Origin of the sequence: Streptomyces sp. NPDC058373 (assembly GCF_042723275.1) — a bacterium.
Lineage (GTDB): Bacteria > Actinomycetota > Actinomycetes > Streptomycetales > Streptomycetaceae > Streptomyces.
Map to the genome: position 1 here is coordinate 13,213 of NZ_JBHXJE010000018.1, position 22,850 is coordinate 36,062.

The following is a 22,850-nucleotide window of genomic DNA, read 5'->3' on the forward strand; positions in this document are numbered from 1 at the left end:
GGATGGCTTGTTCCCGAGGGTCCGGCAGGCTCTTCGGAGCGTCCGCCGGGGAACCCGCACCGTCCGCCTTCACCAAGGGCGCGGATTCGACGCCTTCGGCGAGGGGTTCACCACGGCGCTGCTCGCGAAGGTCCCGCCCGGCAGCGAACAGGTCGTCCTGCTCAGCCGCGGTCACCTGCCGCCCTACCTGGTGGCGGAAGGGCGGGTGGTCCCGCTGATCCGGACGGCTCCCGGTACGCCGCTGGGCGCGGGACTGCCCGGCCCGGACGACGCCGAGCCGGAGGCGTTCCCGCTGCCGCCCGGGGCGTCCTTGCTGCTGACCACGGACGGTGTCACCGAGGCCCGCGACCGGCACGGGGTGTTCCACGACCCGGCCACCGGTCTGGCCGGGCGCTCCTTCGCCGAGCCGCAGGAGCTGGTGGACACCCTGGTCGCCGAGGTCACGGCGTGGACCGGCGGGCGGCTCCACGACGACATGGCGGTCCTGGCGGTCACGCGGCCCGGGCCGCCGGGTTCCCCCGGCGCGTGAGCGGCGAACCGGCCATGGGCGACCGCCTTGGGCCGGTCTCCGCTCGGTTCAACCGCTTGGGCCAGTCCTCCGGCACCGCTCCCGCCGGGCCGGGTACGGGCTGGTCGGCCGGGTGCGAGGTGGGCCGGGCGAGTTGCGGCCGGTCGCAGATGCGCTGCGTCTCGTTGTCGTAGTACCAGTTTTCGCCCGGTTCGTAGCTGGCGACGAAGGGATGGCCCGCCGCCTCGGAGTGCTTCGTGCCGTGCTGGGAGGGCGAGGAGTCACAGCAGCCGATGTTCCCGCAGGCGGCGCAGCGCCGCAGGTGGAACCACCAGCCGGGGCCGTCTCCGGCAAGGCAGTCGGCGCAGCCCGGACCGCTCGGGGCGGCCTGCGGATCGTTGCCGGGGATGGGTTGGTCAGCCATCGGTACGCTCCTCGCTCGGTCGGCGCCGGAACGGCGGGCCGCCCGGCGGCGGGGCGGGCGCCCTTCCTCCAGGCTGCGCCCGGCCGGAGAGGGACGCCGGCGGGCGAGGCGGTGGCGGTGGCCGGGCCCGTCCTCACGCGGGGCGCGGCCACCGGTTCAGCTCACCAGGACGACTTGGTGACGCCGGGGAGGAATCCCGCGTGGGCCTGTTCGCGCATCCGCACCCGGGAGAGGCCGAACTTGCGCAGATGGCCCCGGGGGCGGCCGTCGACGCTGTCCCGGTTCCGGACGCGGGTCGGGCTGGCGTCGCGCGGCTGGCGGCGCAACTCGGCCAGCGCCTCACGGCGTGCGGCGTCGGTGGTGGACGGGCGCCGGATGACCTCCTTCAGTTCGGCGCGGCGGGCGGCGTACCGCTGGACGACCGTCTTCCGGTGCTCGTTCCGGGCGATCTTGCTGCGCTTGGCCATCAGACCTTCCCTCCCCGGGCGCGGATGCGGGCGACGGCCGCCTCGATCCCGATCGCGTCGATCGTCTTGACCGCCCTCGCGCTGAGGGTGAGCCGGACGGTGCGGCCCTCACTGGGCAGCCAGTAGCGCCTGCGCTGGATGTTGGGGTCGAAGCGGCGCGAGGTGCGCCGGTGCGAGTGCGAGATGGAGTTGCCGAAGCCGGGCCGGGCGCCGGTGAGTTGGCAGTGTGCGGACACGGGTGTGACCTGCCTCTCTGGAGCGGTTCCCCGATTTGGAGATGAAAACCGTTTCCATATACTAGCCCGCATGGCTCGCAACGAAGTACGCCCGGTGGTCAAGCTCCGCTCCACCGCCGGCACCGGATTCACCTACGTCACCCGCAAGAACCGCCGCAACGACCCCGACCGGCTGGTCCTGCGCAAGTACGACCCCGTCGCCCGGCGGCACGTCGACTTCCGCGAGGAACGCTGACCGCCGCCCCCGCCCCCTGCCCTCTGCGACCTCTTCCGAAAGGACACCCGATGAAGCCCGGAATCCACCCGGCCTACCGCCCCGTCGTCTTCCGCGACCGGGCGGCCGGCTTCGCCTTCCTCACCCGCTCCACCCTCACCAGCGACCGCACCGTCGAGTGGAAGGACGGCCGCACCTACCCGGTGGTCGACGTCGAGATCTCCTCCCGGAGCCACCCCTTCTACACCGGCAAGGCGCGGGTCCTGGACACCGCGGGCCGCGTCGAGCAGTTCGAACGCCGCTACGGACGGCGGGAGGACCGGTGAACGGCGCACACCGCGAGGGCCTGCCCGTCGCGATCGTCGCCGGGCTGCACGCCGACGCCCGCCGCGAGGCCGTCGAAGAGCTGCTGCGTACCGTCGAGGGGAGCGTCGCCCTCCATCACGACCTCTCCACGGCCGCCTCGGGGACGGTCCGGCGCACCGTGCGCGACCGCTCCGGCGAGCTGGGGGCGGGCGACACCCCGCTCGTCAACGACTGCGCCTGCTGCGCCCTGCGGGAGGACCTCGTCCCCGAACTGCGGCGGCTCGCCGGGGACGGGCTCACCCGGCTCGCGGTGGTGGAGCTGTGGGACTCGGTCGAGCCGCAGGCGATGGCCGAGGTCGTCGCGGCGCACGGGGGTGAGGAGCTGACGCTGACCGCCGTCCTGACCGCCGTCGACCCCGCGCTGGTCCTGCCCTGCCTCGGCAACGGCGACGACCTCGCCGACTCGGGGCTGGCGGCGGCCCGAAGCGACCAGCGGACCGTCGCCGACACCTGGGCGCGCCAGCTGGAGTACGCGCCCGTGCTCGCCGTCGCCGAGAGCGAGGAGGCCGACGACGAGGACCGCGCCCTGCTGGCCCAGCTCCACCCAACGGCACGCCACCTTGCGGTCGGCCGAGGGGAGTTGGCGCAGGCCGTCTTCGACGGGTTCGACCCCGAGGCGGCCTCCGTCGCCCAGCACCCCGCCTGCGCCCTGCTGCCGCAGGAGGCCGACGAGGCGGGTGTCGCGACCACGGTGTGGCACCGCGACCGGCCCTTCCATCCCGCCCGGCTGTACGCGGCGCTGGAGGATCTGGCCTGCGCCGCGGCCCGCAGCCGGGGCCGGTTCTGGCTCGCCGACCGGCCGGACACGCTACTGGTCTGGGACTGCGCGGGGGGCGCGCTCTGCGTCGAGGAGGCCGGGCCGTGGCTGGCGGCGCTGCCGGACGCGGCCTGGGAGATGGTGCCCCCGGTCCGCCGGGCCGCGGCCGCGCTGGACTGGCACCCGGCGCACGGCGACCGCTGCCAGCACCTGGTCTTCACCTCCCCCGGCCTGGACAGCGACGGCCTGGTCCGGCTGCTGGACTCCTGCCTGCTGACCGAGGCCGAGTACCGGGCGGGACGCGAGCTGTGGCGCGAACTCCCCGACCCGTTCGCCCGGTTCCTCGACCCGGTCCGCTGAGGCGCGGGCCCCTGTCATCCCCCTTCGACCCCCTTCGATCCCCTTCGACCCCTGAGGAGCGTGCCGTGGCACGTCGTACCGACACCGGCCGGAAGCCGGTCAAGTCCCGCCCCAACCCGCTGATCGCGGCGGGCATCACCTACATCGACTACAAGGACACCGACCTGCTGCGGAGGTTCCTCTCGGACCGCGGCAAGATCCGCGCCCGCCGGATCACCCGGGTCACCGCCCAGCAGCAGCGGCAGCTCGCCCGCGCCGTCCGCAACGCCCGGGAGATGGCGCTGCTCCCCTACCCGGGGCGGTGACCGCGTGCCCCTGCCTCAGCTCCGGTGCTCCGGGTCGGCTGCGTCGAAGCGGCAGCCGGCGTCCCACTCGGGGCGCTGGCTGCCGTACGCGGGGATGCCGCCGGCCCGCTTGAGGAGGGCGGCGAGATGCATGAGGTTCCAGGCGGCGAAAGTGGTGTTCCGGTTGGTGAAGTCGTTCTCGGGGCCGCCCGAGCCCGGTTCGAGGTAGCTGGGTCCCGGGCCGCCTCGCCGATCCACCCCGCGTCGGCCTGCGGCGGGACGGCGATGCCGATGTGCTGGAGGTTGTAGAGGATGTTCATGGCACAGTGCTTGAGGCCGTCCTCGTTGCCTGTGATCAGGCAGCCCCCGACGCGCCCGTGGTAGGCGGACTGCCCGGCGTCGTTCAGTTCGGCCGAGCAGGAGTAGAGCCGCTCGATGACGTGCTTCATCACGGAGCTGTTGTCGCCGAGCCAGATCGGGCCGCAGAGCACCAGGATGTCGGCCGCCATCACCTTGGCGTAGAGGTCCGGCCAGGCGTCGGTGGCCGCGCCGTGCTCGGTCATGTCGGGCTGGACGCCGACGGCGAGGTCCAGGTCGACGGGGGGGGGACCACCTCGGTCCGCACCCCGCCCGCGCGCATCACCGCGGTACTGCGTTCGATCAGGCCCTCGGTGTTGCTGGTCTCGGGTGCGGGCTTGAGCGTGCAGTTGAGGTAAAGGGCGCTCAGATCGTCGTAGCGGGGGGCGGTACCGGAGGGCATGGTTCAGGTCCCTTTCGCGGCGGGCGGTGACCCGAGCCTGCGGCAGCGGGCGGCGGACGGCCACCACAGCGCGCGAACGCGGTACGCGCACCTCGCCCGCGGATGCGGGCCGCACGGGCCTTCCTGGAGCCCGCCTTCTACGCGTACACCGCGCCGGAGCCCGACGGGCTGGAGCGGCAGCCGCTGGAGCCGGCGGCCGCGCGGTGGACGGAGAGCAGCGGCTCGCACCTCGCCCCTGCTGCCCTACGACGACGTGCGCGCCGCGCCCGACCCGCGCGCGGAGATCCTGCGCTTCTACGACAGCGCCTACGCGGCCGGGGCGCGCCTGGCCGGGTGGTCCGCCGACCGGCTCTGCCCGGGCGGTGTCACCGACCCCGAGGAGCGGGTCGAGGCCGAGCCGCTGTGAGCGGTCAGCCCAGGACGCCCGCGGCGCGCGCGGCGCCGAGCCACAGCGGGAACTCCGAGAGCAGCCGGTCGTACAGCTCCGGGTCGGCGACCTGGTCGATGTCGTCCACGGCGAAGAAGCCGACGTTGTCGACGGTGCGGCCGGGCAGCGTGTCGAAGTACTCCAGGACGCCGTAGTGGGAGCGCCCGAGGCCCACGAACTGCCAGAAGACCGGTTCGTCGGCGGCGGCGCGCAGTTCGCGTTCGATCTCCTTGCTGCGGTAGACACCGCCGTCGGAGAAGAACAGCACGAGGGTCGGCAGTGCGATCGGATGGTCGCGGACGTAGGCGCGCACGTCGGCGATGACCTTCTGCTCCTCGTTCTGGATGCCGACGGTGCGCATGTCGACCTGGCCGTCGGCGCGGCTCTTGGGGCGCTTCTTCCGGCCGATGGCACCGAGCTGGCCGACGCGGACGTGCAGCCGGAGCCATTCGGGCAGGTCGCCGACGAGCAGGTCCGGGAGGCGGGCGGGGCGGGAGCCGAAGGTCCACGCCTGCATCGTGCCGTCGTCGTCGAGCAGGGCGGCGACGGCGGCCGTCCGCTCGGCGACGCGGGCGACGGTGCCCTTGGCGTAGAGGCCGCTCATCGAGGCGGAGGCGTCCAGGACGAGGATGACCCGGGCGGTGACGCCGGTGAGGCCGCCCTTGCGCAGGCTGGTCGCGACCTGCTGCTTGCGCAGGGAGAGGCGTGCGCCCATCTCGGCGGGGAGGAGTTCCTCGCCCCGGGTGTGCCGCTTCCTGGCGGGGGCGGCCGGGACCGGCGGGCCGGGGCGGGGGCGGCCGGTGGCGGTGCGCTCGGGGGCGGGGGTGAGGCCGAAGTCGGCGGCGAGGCCCGCGAAACCGTGGTCGTACCCCTGGCCGACGGCGCGGAACCGCCAGCCTCCGGCGCGGCGGTAGAGCTCCCCGGCGACCAGGGCCGTCTCGCTGTCGGGGGCCATGTCGAAGCGGGCCAGCACCGTGTCGGACGCGGCGTCGACCAGCCGCAGGTGGAGCCCGGTCACCTGGCCGAGGGTGCCGGAGCCGGTCCAGGCGCAGAGCGCCACCCGCTCGGTCCCCTCGGCCAGCGCCGCCAGGTCGACCTCGACGGCCTCGCCGCCCTTCGGCGTGCCGAGGTGGCGGACGGCGGCGCCGGGCGCGCCGGGCCGGTCGCGGGCGACGAGGTCGGCGCCGGAGCGGACCCGCCCGGCGCCGGTCAGCAGCAGCGCGGCGGCGCTCACCGCGGGGCCGTCGGCGCGGCCGAGTTCGAGCCTGACCCGGTCCGCGTCGACCGGAAGGTTGGCGCCCATGCTCATCGTCCTCACGGGGGTCAGTCTGCCAGGGCCGCCGCCGGTCACCGCCGGTCGGTGCGGCCGGGCGGAAGGGGCGACACGCCGCCGGTGTTCCGGTCCGGCGGGCGCGCGGAGGGCGACGATGCTGAGCGTCAGGCATAGGGATCGGCATCGGCACGGGCGGGGTACGGGCGCGGTGGACGCGGAGATCGTGATCGTCGGCGCGGGCGCCGCGGGCCTCTCGCTCGCCCACCGGTTGTGCGCGCCGCCGCCCGGCGCACGGCGCCCGTCGGTGCTGCTGGTGGAGGCACCGCCCGGCCCGCTGCGCCCCGGCGTGCGGACCTGGTGCCACTGGGGCCCGCCCGACGGCCCGTACGACGCGGTGCTCAGCGCCTCCTGGGAGCGGCTGCGGGTCCGTGACCGGGCGGGGCGGGAGGCCGGGGGCGTACCGCGCGGGCTGCGGTACAAGATGCTGCGCTCCGACGTGTTCGAGGAGTTCGTCCTCGCCGGGCTGGCGAACCGGCGCGGCTTCGCCCGCGAGACGGCCACCGTCAGCGGGGTGGCGGGCGGGCCGGACGGGGTGGTGGTGGAGGGGCGGGACGCGGCGGGGCGGCCGTACCGGCGGCGGGGGCGGTGGGTGTTCGACTCCCGGCCGCCGACCGCGCTGCCCCCGGCCCGCACCACGCTGCTCCAGCACTTCCGGGGCTGGTTCGTGCGCACCGCCGGGCCGCGCTTCGACGCCGGGTGCGCCGACCTGATGGACTTCCGCACCCCGCAGCCCGCGCACGGCCTCTCCTTCGGCTACGTGCTGCCGCTCGGTCCCCGGGAGGCGCTGGTGGAGTACACGGAGTTCTCCCGGGCCCCGCTGGACGACGCCGGGTACGACGCGGCGCTGCGCGGCTACACCGGACAGGTGCTGCGGCTCGGCGCGTTCGAGGTGACCGCCGTCGAGCAGGGCGTCATCCCGATGACCGACGCGCTCTTCCCCCGCACCACCGCGCCGGGCGTCTTCCGCGTCGGCACGGCGGGCGGCGCCACCCGGCCGTCCACCGGCTACACCTTCGCCGCCGTGCAGCGGCAGGCCCGCACGGTCGCCGACCGGTACCACCGGGGGCTGGCGCCGGTCCCGCCACTCCCCCACTCGCGCCGGTCGCGGGCGATGGACGCGGTGCTGCTGCGCGCCCTGGACCGCGGCCGGGTGGACGGCGCCGCGTTCTTCACCCGGCTCTTCGCCGCGCTGCCGCCCGAGCGGGTGCTGGCCTTCCTCGACGGCGGCACCGGACCGCTCCAGGACCTGGGCGTGGGCCGCCACGTGCCCTGGGGGCCGATGACCCGCACCGCCCTCGAACTCCCCTTCCTGCGCCGCCGTCCGGCGGCCGCCCGGCCCCACCGAGGAGAGCCATGACCACGCGTTCCGCCCGCCACGAGGTGCCCCGCCGGGGCCGCGACCGCCGGGCCGAGACCCTGCCCGGACCGCCGGGCCGCCCCTGGCGCGGCGCCGACGCGCCGCGGGTCGCGGTGATCGGTGGCGGGATCGCCGGGCTGGCCGCCGCCACCGGCCTCGCCGAACGGGGCGTGCGGGTCACGCTGCTGGAGCGCGGGGAACAGCTCGGCGGGCGGCTCGCGGGGTGGTCCGACACGCTGGCCGACGGGTCGGCGGTGACGATGAGCCGGGGGTTCCACGCCTTCTTCCGGCAGTACTACAACCTGCGGGGGCTGCTGCGCCGGGCCGACCCGTCCCTCTCCGTGCTGCGCGGTCTGCCCGACTATCCGCTGCTGAGCCGCGACGGCGGCCGCGACAGCTTCCGCCGCGTGCCGCGCACCCCGCCGCTGAGCGCCCTCGGCTTCGCCGCGCTCAGCCCGAGCTTCGGGGTACGGGACCTGGCGGGGATGAACCCGGCGGCCGCGCTGCCGCTGCTCGACGTACGGGTGCCGGAGGTGTACGCCCGGCTGGACGGGGTGAGTGCCGCCGCGTTCCTGGACCGGGTGGGCTTCCCCGAACGGGCCCGGCACCTGGCGTTCGAGGTGTTCTCCCGGAGCTTCTTCGTCGACCCGGCCGAACTCTCCGCCGCCGAGCTGGCGTTGATGTTCCACATCTACTTCCTCGGCTCCTCCGAGGGCCTGCTCTTCGACGTGCCCGACGAGCCCTACCCGCAGGCGCTGTGGGACCCGCTCGCCGCCTACCTGACCCGGCTCGGTGCCGAGCTGCGCACCGGGACCGAGGTGGAACGGGTGCAGCCGTCGGGCGGCGGGCGGCTGCGGGTGACCGCGGGGCGGGAGACGGTGCCGGTCGACGCCGTGGTGCTGGCGCTGGACACCGGCGGGCTGCGCCGCCTGGCGGCCGCCTCGCCCGACCTGGCCGACGCGCGGTGGCGGCGGCGGGTGGCGGAGCTGCGGACCGCGCCCCCCTTCCTGGTGAGCCGTCTCTGGCTGGACCGTCCGGTCGCGGCCGACCGCCCCGGTTTCCTCGGGACCAGCGGGTACGGGCCGCTGGACAACGTGAGCGTGCTGGAGCGCTGGGAGGGCGAGGCGGCGCGCTGGGCGGCCCGCACCGGCGGCTCGGTGGTGGAGCTGCACGCGTACGCCACCGCGCCGGGGTGCGACCGCAAGGCCGGACAGGTGCGGCTCACCGAGGAGCTGGCGAGGGTCTACCCGGAGACGCGGGACGCGCTGGTGGTGGACCGGCGCGACCTCTGGTTCGAGGACTGCCCGCACTTCCCGGTCGGCGGGTACGCGGCACGGCCCACCGTCAGCACCCCGGACCCGTCGGTGGTCGTCGCGGGCGACCTGGTCCGCACGGGGCTGCCCGTCGCCCTGATGGAACGCGCGGCGACCTCCGGCTTCCTCGCCTCCAACGCCCTGCTCCAGCGGTGGGGCGTGCGCGGCCAGCGGCTGTGGACGGTGCCGGACCGGGGGCGCTCGGCGCTGCTGCGGGGGCTGGTACGGCTCGGGGAGACGTAGGGCGTCACGGCGGCTCCTCGCGCCCGGCCGGCATCGCGGTCACCCGGCGCCGGGCGAGCGCTGACGCGGACCTCCCTCTCGGGCGGGAAGCCGGCGCCGTCCCCGCGCGCGACGCCTCAGGGAGCGATGTCGAGGCGGCTGATCAGCCCCTGGTCGAGGGTGAAGCGGTAGTGCAGGTCGACGGTGCCGCCGGGGAAGTCGCCCTCGAGGTGCTGGGCCACCGTGCACCGGTCCGCACCGTCGCGCTCGGCGCCGACGAGGGTGGTGGTGTACGTGTACTCGGTCGAGGTCCGGCCGAGCCAGTCGGTGATGGCGGGGAGTCCCTGGTGGGTCTTCCCGTCGTCGGTGACGGTGGCGTCGGGGGTGAAGGTGGCGGCGGCCACGGGGAGGTCGCGCGCGGTGTGCGCCCGGAGGTAGCGCCTGACGGCGTCGGGCACGTCGATGGTGGCCAGGTGTTCGCTCATGACTGCCTCGCAGGGGGTCGGCTGGACGGCGCCGGCGGCACGCGCCGACGACCGACTGCTAAAATAGAAGCCAGTGACTTTCACTTTAGCAGTGACTGGAGGATGTGGCATGGCGACCCGGATCAGGCTGGAGGACCGCGAGTGCCCGTTGTCGACCACGGTGCAGCACGTCGGCGAGTGGTGGACGCTGCTGATCCTGCACGACGCCTTCGACGGCTACACGCGCTTCGACCAGTTCCAGCAGAGCCTGTCCATCTCCACCAGCATGCTCACCTCGCGACTCAAGACCCTGGTCGCCGACGGCCTGCTGGAGCGGCGCCCGTACCAGACCAACCCGGTCCGCCACGAGTACGTCCTCACCGAGCGCGGCCGCTCCCTGCGGCCGGTGGTCGTCGCGCTCGCCGCCTGGGGCAACCGGCACCTCGCCCCGCGGGACCGCTCGATGATCCTGGTCGACACCGCCACCGGGGAGGAGGTCGAACCGGTCGTGGTCGACGCCCGGACCGGCAAGCGCCTCGACGACAGCGACGCCTACGCCTTCACCGCCGGCCCTGCCGCCAGTGACGCGATGCGGGCCCGCTACGAGGAGTTGAGGCGGGGGCGAGGGGCGCTGGCCTCCGAGGGCCCGTCCTGAACATGGGGCTCTACCCCGGGAACCGCCCCGCCGCGCGCAGCGCCCACCGGCGTTCGGCGTAGGCGAGGTCGTCGCGCCACAGGCGGGCGGCGGTGGCGCGCATGAGGGGGCGCAGGAGCGGGGCGGCGAGGCGGGCGGCGGTGAAGCCGGGCCGGTCGGAGGCGGCGATGACGGCCTCCACTACAGCGGTGCGGGGGCGGCCCGTGGCGTCGGGGGTGAGCGGCGTCGCGTGGGTCTCCACGACCGAGCCGACGCCCTCCCCCTGGGTGATGTGCATGACGACCGTGCGGGGTTCGGGCGCGCTGAAGACGGCCTGGACGGGGACGACGGCGCGGCCGGCCACCTTGAAGGACACCTCGACGGTGAACCCGTCGTCCGGGGCCCGGGCGTCGGGGCCCGGCGCGTCGAGGACGCGCAGGTCGACGAAGGAGTACGGGTGGAGCCAGGCCCCGTGCCAGGGGTCGAGCCGATTGGCCACGACGTCCTCGGGTTCGCACCGGCCGACGGCGGTGTACACGGCGTCGACAGCGGTGCGGGGGGCGGGGCGCGCCGGGAGCACCGGCCGCTCCAGCGGGGCCTCACCGCCGGCCTCGTCCAGCCGCACCCAGAGCAGCACGCCGTCGTCATGGGCGGGGTAGGGGCGCCACCCGGCGAACGGGGCGCCGTCCAGGGGCAGTCCGTGCCAGCGGCAGACCAGGGTGCCGCACCGCACCGGGCTCTCGCGCAGGGGTGCGCCGAGGTGCGGGCAGGCTCCCGGGCCCGCGACGAGGGTGCCGCCGGCGGCGCGCCAGAGGACCACCTCGGTACCGGCGACGGTGCGGCCGAGGGGGCGTCGGCTGTCGGCGGGCAGGTCGCGGGAGGCGCCGACGACGTACCAGTTGCCGCTGGGGGCGGCCTGGGCGCGGGCGAGCGCGGCGGCGATGACCCGCGGGCGGGCCTCGCGCCAGGTGGGGCGCATCCGGTCCCAGGGGACAGGGTGATGGCGCAGGCGGAGCGGGACGGGGTTCCGGCGGGTGGTGCGCTCGCTCACGCGGGCACCCCCGGCGTGCGAGCCGGGCGGGTCCTGCGGTGGCGGCGCCGGGCGGCGGCGAGACGGGTCAGGCCGTCGGCGGCGACCGCGGCGCGGCGTCGGCGCGGCACCGCCGATCTGCGGTGGACGGCGGCGTACCCGTCGGCGGCGACCGCGTCGAGGATGGAGCCGTACAGGATGTGGGCGGTGCGGATGCAGGGGCGGGCGACGGGGTCGAGGAGGGCGATGCCGGGGGCCGCCTGGTGGTAGATCTCGCGGGTGACGGCGGCGGCCTCGCGCAGGGCGCGGGCGATGCGGGGGTCGCGGTGGCCGGTGGCGCGGCTCCACCGCAGCAGGTCGCGGTCGACGCCGTGGGCGGCGAGGAGGTCGGCGGGCAGGTAGACGCGGCCCCGGTCGAGGTCCTCGCCGACGTCGCGGAGGAAGTTGGTGAGCTGGAAGGCGACGCCGAGGGCGGCGGCGTGCGGGGCTGCCTCCTCGCGGGGGACGACGGTGCCGAGGACCGGCAGCATCTGGAGGCCGATGACGGCGGCGGAACCGTGCATGTAGCGGCGGAGCGCGGCGAGGTCCGGGTAGTCGGTGACGGTGAGGTCGCTGCGCATGGAGGCCATGAAGTCGTGGAAGTGCCCAGGGTCGATGGCGTAGCGGCGGGCGGTGTCGGCGAGGGCGTGCACCACCGGTTCCTCGCTCGTGCCGTGGCGCAGCCCCGCGTGCAGCCGCCGGTCGAGCCGGTCGAGGGCGGCGGCCCGTTCCCCGGTGGTGGCCGTGGAGCCGAGGTCGTCCACGATGTCGTCGGCGTGGCGGGCGAAGCCGTACAGGCTGTGCACGGCGGGCCTGCGCTCGACCGGGAGCAGCCGGGTGGCGAGGAAGTACGTCCTGCCGTGGCGGGCGTTGAGGGCGCGGCAGGTGCGGTAGGCGGCGCGCAGGGCCGGGTCGGTGATCCGGGCGGCGTCGAGTTCGCGGGCACTCACGCGGTACCTCCGGTGGTCGCGGCGGCGGGGGCGGGGCGGCGGCGGGGCGCGGAGCCGGGCAGTCCGGTGACGCGGGCGGCGGCGAGCCGGCCGGAGACCAGAACGGTGGGGACGCCGACGCCGGGGGTGGTGCCGCACCCCGCGAGGACGGCGTTGGCGGTGCCGCGCACCAGGTTGCGGGGGCGGAAGGGGCCGGTCTGGGCGAAGGTGTGGGCGGCGGAGAACGGGCTGCCCGCGGCGTGGCCCTGGTCGCTCCAGTCGACGGGGGTGACCAGGGCCTGCGTCTCGATGGCGGCGCCGATGCCGTCGAGTCCGCGTTCCTCCAGTACGCGCAGGAGGTGGTCGCGGTAGGCGGGGGCGAGGGCGGTCCACTCCTGGGTGCCGGGGCCGATGTCGGTGTTGGGGCAGGGCGCGAGGACGTAGTGCAGGTGGCGTCCGGCGGGGGCGAGGGACGGGTCGGTCGCGGTGGGCCGGGTGATGAGCAGTGAGGGGTCGCTCATCGGGCGGCCGAGGCGGGTGAGTTCGTCGAAGGTGGAGTGCCAGGCGCGGCCGAAGGAGAGGGTGTGGTGGCCGAGGGCGGGCCAGGTGCGGTCGGTCCCGGCATGCAGGATCACTGCCGACGGGGAGTGGCGCAGCGGGACGGCGCGGCGAGGGGCGCGCCCGAGCAGGCGGTAGGTGGTCGGCAGGTCCGGGGTGAGGACGACGGCGTCGCAGGGGATGCGGGCGCGGTCGGTGCGGACCGCGGTGATCCGCTCGCCGGTGCGCTCCAGGGCTTCGACGGTGTGGCCGTAGTGGATCTCGGCGCCCGCGGCGGTGGCGGCCCCGGCCATGGCGCGGGGCAGGGCGTGCATGCCGCCGCGCGGGAAGTGGACGCCCGCCATGGTGTCCATGTAGGCGATCACCGCGTAGGCGGCGAGCGCTCGGGCCGGGGGGACGCCCGCGTAGAGGGCCTGGAAGGTGAAGACGCGGCGCAGCCGCTCGTCGCCGATGAACCGGCCGACCTGGGCGTCCATCCGGCCGAAGCCGCCGAGCGCGGCCAGCCGGGCGAGGTCGGGGGTGAGCAGGGCGAGCGGGGAGTCGAAGTTGGTGTCGATGAAGCGGCGCATCTGCAGGGCGTACAGCTTCTCCAGCCAGGTGCGCAGCCGCCGGTACCCGGCCGCCTCGCGGGCGGAGGCGAAGCGGCGGATCTCCTCCTCCATCGGCTCGGGCCGGGTGTGGACGTCGAGGCGGCTGCCGTCGGAGAAGTGGGCCCGGTAGGCGGGGTGCAGCTCGGTGAGGTGGAGGTGGTCGGCCATCCGGGCGCCGACCGCGGCGAACGCCTCCTCGACCAGGTGCGGCATGGTGAGGACGGTCGGCCCGGTGTCGATCCGGTAGCCGCCGAGGTCGGTGCGGCCGGCGCGGCCGCCGGGCTGCTCGGCACGTTCGACGAGCGTGACGCGGCGTCCGGCGCCGAGCAGGTGGAGGGCAGCCGACAGGCCCGCGAGCCCGGCGCCGACGACGACTACGTGGTCAGTGGGGCCGTGCAGTGTCCGCATGCCCTGCCTCTCGGTCGGGGTGGGGTGGCGCGGCGTCGGGGTGGGTCCCGGCGGCGAGCCGCAGCAGGCCGCGCAGCCGGTCCCCGGCCACCGGGTCGAGCGCGAGGCTGTCCAGGCGGGCCAGGGCACGCGCGGCCAGCCGGTCGATGCGCTCCTCGACGGCGGCGCGGGCACCGGTCGCCTCCAGGACCTCGCGTACGGCGTCGAGTCCGGCCGGGGTGAGCCGCGGGTCGCCGAGGGCCGATTCGAGGACGGCCACGTCGGCGAGGCGGCCCCGCGCCGTGGCCCGGGCGTGGGCGAGGGCGACCAGCAGGGTCGGTTTGCCCTCGCGGATGTCGTCCCCGGCCGGTTTCCCGGTGCGGGACGGGTCGCCGTAGACGCCCAGCAGGTCGTCGCGGAGCTGGAAGGCGAGCCCGGCCGGGGCTCCGGCCCCGGCGAGGCGCCGGGTGAGCAGGGGGTCGGCGCCCGCGAGGACGGCGCCGAGTTCCAGGGGCCGGGCGGCGGAGTACTGGGCGCTCTTGAGCCGGGCGGTGCGCAGGGCGAGGAGCGCGGAGCGGTCGGCGGTGACCTGGCCGTGCAGGTCGAGGTACTGGCCCGCGACCATCTCGCCGCGCATCACCCGCCACACCGTCCGCACCCGGCGCCGGACCGGGTCGGGCAGTTCGGTCTCGGCGAGGGTGTCCTCGGCCCAGGCGAGGGCGAGATCCCCGGCGAGGACCGCCGCCGCGCCCGCGAAGACGTCCGTGCTCCGTGCCCCGTACTGGGTGGCGAGCGAGACGTGCAGCGCCGGGCGGCCCCGGCGCAGCCGTGAGCTGTCCATGACGTCGTCGTGGACGAGTGCGCAGGTCTGGAGGAGTTCGACGGCCGCCCCCACCCTGAGGGCGGCCCGGGCCCGCCCGTGGTCGGGCAGGGCGCAGGCGCGCAGCGCCCACCACAGCAGGGCGGGACGCATGCGGCGCCCGCCGAGGGCGGTGAACCGCGCGATCCGCTCGGCGATGTCGCGGCCGGAGACGGGGTCGGTGGCGCGGGCCTCCTGGAGCCGTTCGGCGAGGAGTTCGCCGAGCTGGGCGCCGACGGCTCGGCCGATGTCGGCGTCGACCGCGGCCACTTCGGGGTGAGGGGTGGCCGGGGCGGGCCGCCCGGGGCGGCCGTCGGCCGCGTCGGCGCCGGGAGCCTCGGGGCACAGGGCCGCCTGCCCGGTACCGGGCTCCCCCGGGCGGGGGCCGGGCCCGGCGTCCGGGTGGGCCGGAGCGCGGGCGGCCCGGGGGTCTTGGGTGCGGGCCACGGCGGTCCTCTCCTCCGGCTCACCGGTTGCTCCCGTGGCGGTCCGGCCGGGGGGCCACGCCCTGGGGAACGCGGAGGCGGTGGTGGTCCCGCCGCCCGGTGGTGATCAGTGCCCGTTCGGCCGGGAGGCTGTCGGCGGGCCCCTCCATTGGGGGAGCCGCGGAGCGGGAACGACGCCCGTCCGGCGGAACAGAGGGCGTGGGGGCGGGGGGCTGCCGGCCCCGCGCCGAGGGGGCTGAGATTGAGGATGCCGGGGTGCAGGGCGGTGTGGCGGAGCGTCCGGCGCCGCCCGGCGGGAGGCCGGGCGGGCGTGAGCTTGCGGCATCTGCGGCAGTAGCCGCGCGCCCGTACGCCTGCCGTCCCATACGCCTGCCGCCGTGGCCCCCGGACGAGTCGTGGGCCGGGCCCGGATGGCTGGGCGGGCGCTCGCGGGGTGGAGGTTCCCCAGCAGGTCCCTCCACTGCCCCGTACGGCCCTCTACCGGCCCCGCCCTGTCCACTCCAGCAGCTTCTCCGCCCGCCACGTCGTGATCACGTCCTCGGTACGGATCCCGCACTCCTCGGCCCGGGCGCAGCCCAGCCGCTGCCAGGTGAGCTGGCCGGGGGCGTGGGCGTCGGTGTCGACGGCGAAGAGGGTTCCGGCGTCGCGGGCGGCGCGGATCAGCCGGAGCGGGGGGTCGAGTCGTTCAGGGCGGCTGTTGATCTCGACGGCGGTGCCGGACTCGGCGCAGGCGGCGAAGACCGCGTCGGCGTCGAAGTGGGACTCGGGGCGGGTGCGGCCGGTGATGAGGCGGCCGGTGCAGTGGCCGAGGACGTCGGTGCGGGGGTTGCGGACGGCGGCGAGCATCCGGCGGGTCATGGCGGGGGCGTCCATCCGCAGCTTGGAGTGGACGGAGGCGACCACCAGGTCGAGCCGGTCCAGCAGCTCGGGTTCCTGGTCGAGGGTGCCGTCGTCGAGGATGTCGCACTCGATGCCGGTGAGCAGGCGGAAGGGGGCCCACTGTTCGTTCAGGGCGGCGACGGTGTCGAGCTGGCGGCGCAGCCGGTCGGCGCTGAGGCCGTGGGCGACGGTGAGCCGGGGCGAGTGGTCGGTGAGGACGGCCCACTCGTGGCCCAGCGCGAGGGCGGCGCGACCCATCTCCTCGATGGAGCTGCCGCCGTCGGACCAGTCGGAGTGCAGGTGGCAGTCGCCGCGCAGCGCGGCGTACAGGGCGTCGCCGCCCTCGGCGAGCGGCGCCTTCGCGGCCTCCTCCTCCAGCGCTTCGAGGTAGGCCGGGGTCCCCCCGTCCAGCGCCTGGCGGATGACCTTGCCCGTCTTCGGGCCGATCCCCTTCAGCTTCTCCAGCGTGCCGTCGGCGGCGCGGTCGCGGATCTCGGCGAGCCCGTGTTCGCGCAGGACCGCGGCGGCGGTGCGGAAGGCGCGGACGCGGTAGGTGGGTTCCTGAGCGCGCTCCAGGAGGAAGGCGATCCGGTCCAGGGCGTGCTCGGGGTCCACGGCCGCCTCCATCCGGTACGGGGTCTGCTCCTCAGCGTCTCGCGGGCGGGCGGGGGCCGCATCCGGCGTCGGCACCCCAACTTTTGTGGAATGTTCAACCACCTCGGGCCGTTGTCGGGGATGGCCGCGCTCCGGGCAGCACCGGTGCCAGGAGCGGCGTACGGCCGGGAGGAGGAAGAGGCGTGAGCGAGAGCTACTTCGAGTTCGGAACGCCCGCGGACCGCTGGGACCGGGCACGGATGTTCTTCGAGGCCAAGGAGTACCCGGCGGCCGTCCGCATCCTGAACGGCCTGGTCGAGGAGGCGCCCGAGCACCAGGCGGCCCGCCTGCTGCTGGCCCGGGCGTACTACCACTCCGCGCAGCTCGGCCGGGCGGAGCGGGAGCTGCGGGTGCTGCTGGAGCGGGACCCCGTCGAGAGTTACGCCACCCTGCTCCTCGGACGGACCCTGGAGCGCCAGAACCGGGACGACGAGGCCCGCCCCTACCTGCGGATGGCGGCCGCGATGAGCGGCGACTTCACTGAGCCCGGCCCGGGCACCGCCGGGCGCTGACACCGCGCCGGGCACGGCACGGACCCCCGTTCGGCCGCGCCCGGCCCGCGCCGCAGCCGCCGCCCCGGGAGCGCACCCTCCCGGTACGGTCCGCTGAGCCGTGGCCCGGGAGGACCCGCCGGTCGTGCGCCACCCGTCGGACGGCGTCCCGGACGCACCCTTGATCCGGTTCGGCTTGGATGGCCGTGGCGCTCGCCGCACCCCCGGCGGCCGGGTCCGCCGGACGGGTCCCGCAGTCGCACCGGATCGGAGCCTTCCCATGACCCAGCCACCGGACAACGTCCTCTTCTTCACCTTCACCGACCCCAGCGCCACCTACCGCGCCTTCTCCGAGGTCAAGGCCGTGCCCGAGGACTACCAGCCGCAGGCGGGCACGACCACCCTGACCGGCGGCGCCATCGGCGCGCTGGTCGGCATCCTCGGCGGCCCGGTCGGGGTGCTCTTCGGGTGGGGCCTGGGCGCCCTCATCGAGGCGACCGCCGACACGGAGACGGCCGAGGACGCCCACGACGCGCTGACGGTGCTCAGCAAGAACGTCGACGACGGCGCCAACCTGCTGATGGTCGAGGCCACCGCGTTCTCCCCGGCCGCCGCCGACGATCTGGCGGGACGGCTCGGCGGCACGGTCGTGGCCGTCCCCGTGGAACAGGTCGAGGAGGAGGTCGCCTCCGCGCAGAAGGCCGCCGAGGAGGCCGTCCGGCAGGCCCGCCACGACCACCGCAAGCAGCGCCGCCACGAGTTCCGGGAGAAGATGGACACCCTGTTCAGCCGCGGACTCCCGGCCTGAGACGGGCGTTCCGGGCGGCTTCCGGGCCGCGGAGCGGGGTGGGGTACCGTGGGGAGCAGCGAAGGGGAGTAGTCCCGCAACACCGCCGGTCGACATACTGGCCGTCCGCCACCGCGGACAGCCCGGCCGCCGGGCCGCTCGCGCCGTGACCGGCGGGCGGTGGACGAGACCTTCGGCCAAGGCATGAAACCGTGCCCGCAGCAGAGCGGGTGCGGTCCGTCGTGCCGGGCCGAGCGGTCCTCCCGTCGCTGGTCCTGCGGGACCTCACGGGGACGATCCGGGGCCCGGCCCCGCACAGAAGGCCCCCGGAATGAGTCTCGACCCCCTGGCGCTCGTCACTGCCTTCGGGCTGATCTTCCTCGCCGAGCTGCCGGACAAGACGATGTTCGCGTCGCTCGCCATGGGCACCCGCATGCGTCCGCTCTACGTCTGGTTCGGCACCTCCACGGCGTTCCTGGTCCATGTGGCCATCGCGGTCGGCGCGGGCAGCCTCATCGGCCTGCTGCCCGACTGGATCGTCCGGCTGGTCTCGGCCGTGCTGTTCGCCTTCGGCGCCTTCATGCTGCTGCGCAGCGGGGGCGACGGGGAGGACGAGGACGGTGCGGCGAAGACCGTCACCGGCTTCTGGCCCGTCTACACCACCGCGTTCATGGCCGTCTTCATCAGCGAGTGGGGTGACCTGACCCAGATCACCACCGCCAATCTGGCGGCCACCAACGGCACCCCCTCCACCGCGATCGGTGCCGCCGCCGCCCTCATGTCGGTGTCGGCGCTGGCGCTGCTGGCCGGGAGGTTCATCGCCCAGCGAGTGCCGCTCAAGACCGTCCAGCGGATCGGCGGGCTCTGCATGGCGGGGCTGGCCATCTGGTCCCTGGTGGAGGCGATCACCGCCTGACCCGGCGCGCGGCGCCGGGCCTCTGCCGCGTCCCCCGTCTCCCCAGCTGGGCGGAGACGGGGGACGCGGTGCGTGTCAGGCCTTGCGGGCCACGCCGCCGTAGGCGTCGACGGCGGCGGCCTCCTCCGGCGGGGCGTCGTCCTCGGGGCGCCAGCGGGTGACCTGGACGATGCCTGGCTCCGCCAGCTCCAGCCCGTCGAAGAAGCCGGCGATCTCGGCCACGCCGCGCACGTGGTACGGGACGGCGCCGCTCTTGTTGTAGGCGGTGGAGGCGGCGATCATACCGTCGCTGGTGGCGGTGGAGTCGCTGATCACCAGGTGGCTGCCGGACGGCAGGCCCGCCATCAGCCGGTTCACCAGGTCGCGCGCCTCGGCGGCCTGCTCGACGTGGCCGAGGGTGTTGAGGATCATCAGCGCCACGGGCCGGCTCAGGTCGAGCGTGGACTCGGCGGCCTTGAGGATCTCCTCCGGCCGGTAGAGGTCGGCGTCCAGGTAGGCCGTCTTCCCCTCAGGCGTGCTGGTGAGCAGCGCGCGGGCGTGGGCCAGGACCAGCGGGTCGCTGTCGACGTACACGATCCGGGAGTCCGGGGCGTACCGCTGTGCGACCTGGTGGGTGTTGTCGGCGGTGGGCAGGCCGGTGCCGATGTCGAGGAACTGGCGGATGCCCTGCTCGACGGTGAGGTACCGGACGGCGCGGCCGAGGAAATGGCGGCTGGTGCGCGCCACGTCCACGAGGCCGGGGAAGATCTCCTTGATCTGGTCGCCCGTCTCGCGGTCGATCTCGTAGTTGTCCTTGCCGCCCACGAAGTAGTTCCAGAAGCGGGCGGAGTGCGGCTTGCTCGTGTCGATCCGCGCGCGGACGTCGTCGGCGGCGGCGAGCGGGGCGTCGTTCTGTGACAAGGGAGTCCTCCTGGGCGCGAACAATTCCTCGACCTGGTCCAAACCTAGACCACCGAACCACCGGAGGGCCGCCCGGGATCGATCAACTCCCCCGCAGCTCAAAGGAGGTGACGACACGTCCGGCACAATCCACGCGGCCCGGCCGCCGGCGCGGCCGGGCCGTACGGTACGCCGCCTCCGCCGCGGTACGCCTCCAGCAGCCGCCGTTAGGTACAAACCTAATGCTGCAACGGTGCTTGCCGTGCCTGGTGGCCCGTTCGGTCGTTGGCGTGGCGCTGGGTGGGGGCCCGGGCAGTTTCGTTCGGATCATCGGGCGGACCAGAGGAAGATGCCCGCGGTGTGGAGTCCGGCCCGGTAGATGGTGGCGGTCTTCTCGTAGCGGGTGGCGATGCCTCGCCACTGTTTCAGGCGGTTGATGCACCGCTCGACGGTGCGGCCGGCGACCACGCCATCGGCCGTTCCCGTGACTGCGTGCCGGTCTGGAACTTGTAGGCGATCGCGTCGATCACCTCACGATGGTCACGCCAGCGGCCACCCCGCTTCGGCGTCCGGTCCGGGAGCAACGGCTCGATCCGCGCCCACTGCGCATCAGTCAACGGCACACCCGGACCAACGACCAACTGATCCAAACGAAGCCGCCTAGGACGCGACAGGGCCTGCCCCGTTCCCGGGGCAGGCCCTGTCCGGGCTGGTGCGGCGGAGCACTGATCGGCCGACTCGGTGAGTGCCGTGGCGGTCACGACGGCTCCTGCGGCGCGCCGGGTGCTCCGTCACTCGGCCCGGGCGACTACGCGACGTCAGCGAGACCGGGCGACGAGTTCACCAGCTGTCAGGCTGAGTTGGTCGAGTGCCTCGGTCACCTGCTGCTGCGTCCTGGGCGCGGTGGCGATGCGCCTGGCGTTGTCGAGCTTGCTCTCGAACACCTTCCAGGACCGCGCCGTGTAGCTCTCGGCGTTCACCTTCGACGCCTGTTCGACGGCGTTCCTGAGTGCTGACGGGTTGAGGGCGGGAGCGGTGGCCTTGCTCGGTGCGAGGCCGGTGATGGCCTTCCTGATGGCTTTGGTGGCTGCGTTGATCTGCGCCTGGGTGGTCTCGGGGTCGTCGGCGGCCGCGAGGTCCTTCTTACCCGCCTTGACAGCGCTCTTGAGGCTCTTGACGGACTGCTTGGTGTACCGGTGGGATTCGTCGAGCTTGGCCTCTCCGTTCTCGATGGCCTGGGCCAGCTTGGTGATGTCGACCGCTACTTCCGCGCCGATGCCCCGCAGGTTCTTGATCGCCGTGGTGAGGGCGGTTGTCGCCTTGTCGACCTCGGCCTGCGTGTGCTCGGTGGCCTCGCCTTCCGTCTGCAGGGCGAAGCCGAGGTTCTGGCCGTAGCGGGCCGGTACCGGGTCGGCCCCGTCCATCGTGTAGTAGACCTCGGCGTTGTAGGTCGGCGACAGGACGCGCAGTTCGCCGTAGCCGAAGAGGCCGGCGTCGTTGTTGTGCCAGTCGCCCGACTTGAAGTTCATTACCGGCTCGAACACCGGTACGTCCTCAGCCTCCTCACTCCCCGCCTTGGCAAGGGAGAAGCTGGTGGTCGCGACGTCGGAGAATCGGGTCCTGGCGAAGTCGGTGGACACCGCCTTGAGCACCAGGCCGTCGGTGATCGAGATGTCAGGCACCTTGTAGCGGTTGTCCCATTGCCAGGCCGTGTCGCTGGTCCTGGGGTCGGAGCCGTCGGTGGTGACCAGCACCTGGTACTTGTCGACATCAATGTCCGCGGTCACGTAGGCGCGGTCGCCCTCGTTCGCGACGACCGACTTGCTGCCCTTGTTGACACCGGCGTTCTCGTCCACGCGCGGCGCGATCTGGGGCGCGACGAGCTCTTTGCGCGCGCCGCTGTCGTCCTCCACCGACGTGTACGTCTCACTGGCGACTGCCGAGCGGTCCATCTCGTCCACGATCGGCGTGGTGTCGTCGTCCGGGTTCGGGTCGTACGCCTCGTCGGCGCCTCCGCCGTACCCCTTCGCCGCGATACCGGCCGCCTTCATGGGGTCGGACTTCGCCGCGGGGTAGCGCACGATGTAGGAGCCCGGGCTCGGGTTGATCCCGGCGGCCTCGGCGTCCTCGTAGGCCGACTGGTCGTACGGCGTCATGCGCACGGCGCTGGCCTTGAGCGTCATGTCGTCGTGCAGGTCGTTGAAGTTGAAGGTCCACCAGGTGCCCTCCTGTACGGAGGAGCCGTACAGGTCGTCGCTGTTGCGCGCGGGCTTGTCCGGGTCGTAGCCACTGCCGCGAGGACCGGTGGGCTTGGGAAACGTGGAGATCTGGGGCGGGTAGTCGCTGCCCGTGGTCGGGGCCTCGGCGCTCCCGTCATACGCACCGCTCTTGCCTGCGGTGTCGTAGTCCTTGCGCAGCTGCCCGACGCGGTCGCCCATCGCGTCCTTGAAGTCGGTCGACCCCGCCTGGCCCTTGCCTCCGACGTTCAGACTGGCTCCGGGACGTGCGTGTGTCGCGACGACTTCGTAAGGGCCGGTGGGCTTGTCGGCGACCAGCGCCATCGTCTGAGAAGCGCTGTAGGTGGCCTTGAGCTCCCAGTGCACCCAGACGACGTACTTGCCACTCGGCGCGCGCTCGAAGTCAATGCGCTCCAGCTTCGCGTTGGCCAGTGGATGTGTCACCGTACCGTCGGGCATGGTGTACGTCGTGTCGGCGTCGGCGACCACCTTCAGCAGCGACTTGTTGCGCCAGTCCTTGCCCCGGTAGAGGGCCAGGCTGGTACCGCCTGCCGAGGCATCGAGCTGGGTCGCGCCGATCGAGTAGTAGTAGCCATCGACATCGGTGTTGTAGAGACCCGGGCCCGCCATCGGCTTCCCGTCGGACGCCAGTCCGGTCGCGTTGTCGACGGTCAGCGTGTCGTCGGCGGCGGCTGCCGCCGGCGCGCCGCCGGCCGCGACGGCGGCAGGCGCGAGGGCGACCACCATCGCCAGTGCGAGCGCTACGCCCGTGAAGGGGGCGGCGCCGCGTGACAAGTTCCGCCTCGCCTTGATTCCAGGAGCGGTTCTCATGCGAGTTCCTCCTTGCCACCGCGATGCCGCGGTTCCACAGTGCTCGAACTCGCCGCCTCACCAGGGGCGGCCGTGTCCCGGGTCGGCGTTGTGCGCATGGTGCCGAGGAAGGCTGCACCCGCGAAGGCTGCGGCGGCTCTCATTGCGTTGCTCATGATGGACCGAGGTCCTCTCCAGAGCTTTCGACTCCCGCGTGCGTTACGGGAGTCGGC

The 22,850-nt window shown here is 74.4% G+C and carries 23 protein-coding genes and 4 pseudogenes; 12 read left to right on the forward strand and 15 right to left on the reverse strand.

What is annotated here, in order from left to right; genetic code table 11:
* Window positions 1–7: 7 nt before the first annotated feature.
* On the forward strand, window positions 8–529 hold the full coding sequence (locus ACFWMZ_RS13435; protein ID WP_383201505.1) for a PP2C family protein-serine/threonine phosphatase: 522 nt from the start codon (window positions 8–10) through the stop codon (window positions 527–529).
* A 46-nt stretch (window positions 530–575) separates the two neighbouring features.
* Here the strand turns inward: ACFWMZ_RS13435 and ACFWMZ_RS13440 are convergent.
* From ACFWMZ_RS13440 to rpmB, 3 genes and pseudogenes are all read right to left on the reverse strand, one after another.
* Window positions 576–932, reverse strand: a pseudogene (locus tag ACFWMZ_RS13440) (UBP-type zinc finger domain-containing protein); the annotation flags it as partial.
* Window positions 933–1,093: 161 nt separating this feature from the next.
* Window positions 1,094–1,399 carry a 30S ribosomal protein S14 gene (gene rpsN, locus ACFWMZ_RS13445; RefSeq protein ID WP_383201509.1) on the reverse strand — a complete coding sequence of 102 codons (306 nt, stop codon included), beginning with the start codon at window positions 1,397–1,399 and terminating at the stop codon, window positions 1,094–1,096.
* Entirely contained in the window at window positions 1,399–1,635 is a 237-nt protein-coding gene (gene rpmB, locus ACFWMZ_RS13450; protein ID WP_383171442.1) for a 50S ribosomal protein L28, read from the reverse strand. The genes rpsN and rpmB overlap by 1 nt, the downstream gene beginning before the upstream one ends.
* 70 nt (window positions 1,636–1,705) lie before the next feature.
* On the opposite strand from rpmB, the gene rpmG reads away from it, so the two are divergent.
* The 4 genes from rpmG (at window position 1,706) to rpsR (ending at window position 3,637) form a co-directional block, all read left to right on the forward strand.
* On the forward strand, window positions 1,706–1,870 hold the full coding sequence (gene rpmG, locus ACFWMZ_RS13455; protein WP_003946691.1) for a 50S ribosomal protein L33: 165 nt from the start codon (window positions 1,706–1,708) through the stop codon (window positions 1,868–1,870).
* Window positions 1,871–1,920: 50 nt separating this feature from the next.
* Window positions 1,921–2,175: a type B 50S ribosomal protein L31 gene (locus ACFWMZ_RS13460; protein WP_383171439.1), complete on the forward strand. Its 255-nt coding sequence runs from the start codon at window positions 1,921–1,923 to the stop codon at window positions 2,173–2,175.
* Window positions 2,172–3,332 carry a CobW family GTP-binding protein gene (locus ACFWMZ_RS13465; RefSeq protein ID WP_383171436.1) on the forward strand — a complete coding sequence of 387 codons (1,161 nt, stop codon included), beginning with the start codon at window positions 2,172–2,174 and terminating at the stop codon, window positions 3,330–3,332. The genes ACFWMZ_RS13460 and ACFWMZ_RS13465 overlap by 4 nt, the downstream gene beginning before the upstream one ends.
* Window positions 3,333–3,397: 65 nt before the next feature.
* A complete protein-coding gene (gene rpsR / locus ACFWMZ_RS13470; protein WP_383171433.1) occupies window positions 3,398–3,637 on the forward strand; it encodes a 30S ribosomal protein S18 in 240 nt (79 codons plus the stop codon).
* Between the two features lie 15 nt (window positions 3,638–3,652).
* On the opposite strand, the pseudogene ACFWMZ_RS13475 reads toward rpsR, so the two are convergent.
* Window positions 3,653–4,376, reverse strand: a pseudogene (locus ACFWMZ_RS13475) (flavodoxin family protein).
* 114 nt (window positions 4,377–4,490) lie between these two features.
* Between ACFWMZ_RS13475 and ACFWMZ_RS13480 the strand changes: the two are divergent.
* Window positions 4,491–4,782, forward strand: a pseudogene (locus ACFWMZ_RS13480) (DUF5996 family protein); the annotation flags it as partial.
* Between the two features lie 4 nt (window positions 4,783–4,786).
* On the opposite strand, the gene ACFWMZ_RS13485 reads toward ACFWMZ_RS13480, so the two are convergent.
* Complete coding sequence (locus tag ACFWMZ_RS13485) at window positions 4,787–6,106, reverse strand: VWA domain-containing protein (protein WP_383171632.1); 1,320 nt, start codon at window positions 6,104–6,106, stop codon at window positions 4,787–4,789.
* A gap of 178 nt (window positions 6,107–6,284) precedes the next feature.
* Here ACFWMZ_RS13485 and ACFWMZ_RS13490 point away from each other — a divergent pair, with 178 nt between their 5' ends.
* Together ACFWMZ_RS13490 and ACFWMZ_RS13495 are read left to right on the forward strand one after the other, a co-directional pair.
* Entirely contained in the window at window positions 6,285–7,493 is a 1,209-nt protein-coding gene (locus ACFWMZ_RS13490) for a lycopene cyclase family protein (RefSeq protein WP_383201512.1), read from the forward strand.
* Window positions 7,490–9,049: an FAD-dependent oxidoreductase gene (locus tag ACFWMZ_RS13495; protein ID WP_383201515.1), complete on the forward strand. Its 1,560-nt coding sequence runs from the start codon at window positions 7,490–7,492 to the stop codon at window positions 9,047–9,049. Before ACFWMZ_RS13490 ends, ACFWMZ_RS13495 begins: the two co-directional genes overlap by 4 nt.
* Window positions 9,050–9,165: 116 nt before the next feature.
* Here the strand turns inward: ACFWMZ_RS13495 and ACFWMZ_RS13500 are convergent, their stop codons facing one another.
* Window positions 9,166–9,513: a nuclear transport factor 2 family protein gene (locus ACFWMZ_RS13500; RefSeq protein ID WP_383201517.1), complete on the reverse strand. Its 348-nt coding sequence runs from the start codon at window positions 9,511–9,513 to the stop codon at window positions 9,166–9,168.
* 109 nt (window positions 9,514–9,622) lie between these two features.
* Here ACFWMZ_RS13500 and ACFWMZ_RS13505 point away from each other — a divergent pair, with 109 nt between their 5' ends.
* Complete coding sequence (locus tag ACFWMZ_RS13505; protein ID WP_383171422.1) at window positions 9,623–10,147, forward strand: winged helix-turn-helix transcriptional regulator; 525 nt, start codon at window positions 9,623–9,625, stop codon at window positions 10,145–10,147.
* A 10-nt stretch (window positions 10,148–10,157) separates the two neighbouring features.
* Here ACFWMZ_RS13505 and ACFWMZ_RS13510 read toward each other — a convergent pair whose 3' ends face one another.
* From ACFWMZ_RS13510 to ACFWMZ_RS13530, 5 genes are all read right to left on the reverse strand, one after another.
* Window positions 10,158–11,105 (reverse strand): DUF5914 domain-containing protein, encoded by a 948-nt coding sequence (locus ACFWMZ_RS13510; protein WP_383171630.1) that lies wholly within the window; start codon window positions 11,103–11,105, stop codon window positions 10,158–10,160.
* A 68-nt stretch (window positions 11,106–11,173) separates the two neighbouring features.
* Window positions 11,174–12,145: a phytoene/squalene synthase family protein gene (locus tag ACFWMZ_RS13515; protein WP_383201520.1), complete on the reverse strand. Its 972-nt coding sequence runs from the start codon at window positions 12,143–12,145 to the stop codon at window positions 11,174–11,176.
* Window positions 12,142–13,680: a phytoene desaturase family protein gene (crtI, locus tag ACFWMZ_RS13520; RefSeq protein ID WP_383201523.1), complete on the reverse strand. Its 1,539-nt coding sequence runs from the start codon at window positions 13,678–13,680 to the stop codon at window positions 12,142–12,144. Before crtI ends, ACFWMZ_RS13515 begins: the two co-directional genes overlap by 4 nt.
* Entirely contained in the window at window positions 13,655–14,965 is a 1,311-nt protein-coding gene (locus tag ACFWMZ_RS13525) for a polyprenyl synthetase family protein (RefSeq protein WP_383171413.1), read from the reverse strand. Before ACFWMZ_RS13525 ends, crtI begins: the two co-directional genes overlap by 26 nt.
* Before the next feature lie 476 nt (window positions 14,966–15,441).
* On the reverse strand, window positions 15,442–16,458 hold the full coding sequence (locus tag ACFWMZ_RS13530; protein WP_383171410.1) for a PHP domain-containing protein: 1,017 nt from the start codon (window positions 16,456–16,458) through the stop codon (window positions 15,442–15,444).
* Between the two features lie 182 nt (window positions 16,459–16,640).
* Here ACFWMZ_RS13530 and ACFWMZ_RS13535 point away from each other — a divergent pair, with 182 nt between their 5' ends.
* From ACFWMZ_RS13535 to ACFWMZ_RS13545, 3 genes are all read left to right on the forward strand, one after another.
* Window positions 16,641–17,009 (forward strand): tetratricopeptide repeat protein, encoded by a 369-nt coding sequence (locus ACFWMZ_RS13535; protein WP_383171408.1) that lies wholly within the window; start codon window positions 16,641–16,643, stop codon window positions 17,007–17,009.
* Between the two features lie 259 nt (window positions 17,010–17,268).
* Complete coding sequence (locus ACFWMZ_RS13540; protein WP_383201526.1) at window positions 17,269–17,796, forward strand: histidine kinase; 528 nt, start codon at window positions 17,269–17,271, stop codon at window positions 17,794–17,796.
* A 310-nt stretch (window positions 17,797–18,106) separates the two neighbouring features.
* Window positions 18,107–18,691, forward strand: coding sequence for a TMEM165/GDT1 family protein (locus ACFWMZ_RS13545; RefSeq protein WP_383201529.1), 585 nt, complete (start codon window positions 18,107–18,109; stop codon window positions 18,689–18,691).
* A 75-nt stretch (window positions 18,692–18,766) separates the two neighbouring features.
* Here ACFWMZ_RS13545 and ACFWMZ_RS13550 read toward each other — a convergent pair whose 3' ends face one another.
* The 4 genes and pseudogenes from ACFWMZ_RS13550 to ACFWMZ_RS13565 all read right to left on the reverse strand — a co-directional run bounded on the left by ACFWMZ_RS13550 (window position 18,767) and on the right by ACFWMZ_RS13565 (window position 22,638).
* A complete protein-coding gene (locus ACFWMZ_RS13550; protein ID WP_383171399.1) occupies window positions 18,767–19,591 on the reverse strand; it encodes an SAM-dependent methyltransferase in 825 nt (274 codons plus the stop codon).
* A 306-nt stretch (window positions 19,592–19,897) separates the two neighbouring features.
* A pseudogene (locus ACFWMZ_RS13555) lies at window positions 19,898–20,023 on the reverse strand (IS5/IS1182 family transposase); the annotation flags it as partial.
* The gene (locus ACFWMZ_RS13560; RefSeq protein ID WP_383201532.1) at window positions 19,996–20,331 is read right to left on the reverse strand and encodes a transposase; all 336 of its coding nucleotides are present in this window, start codon (window positions 20,329–20,331) and stop codon (window positions 19,996–19,998) included. The gene ACFWMZ_RS13560 and the pseudogene ACFWMZ_RS13555, both read right to left, overlap by 28 nt.
* A gap of 57 nt (window positions 20,332–20,388) precedes the next feature.
* Complete coding sequence (locus tag ACFWMZ_RS13565; protein ID WP_383201534.1) at window positions 20,389–22,638, reverse strand: hypothetical protein; 2,250 nt, start codon at window positions 22,636–22,638, stop codon at window positions 20,389–20,391.
* Between the last annotated feature and the right edge of the window lie 212 nt (window positions 22,639–22,850).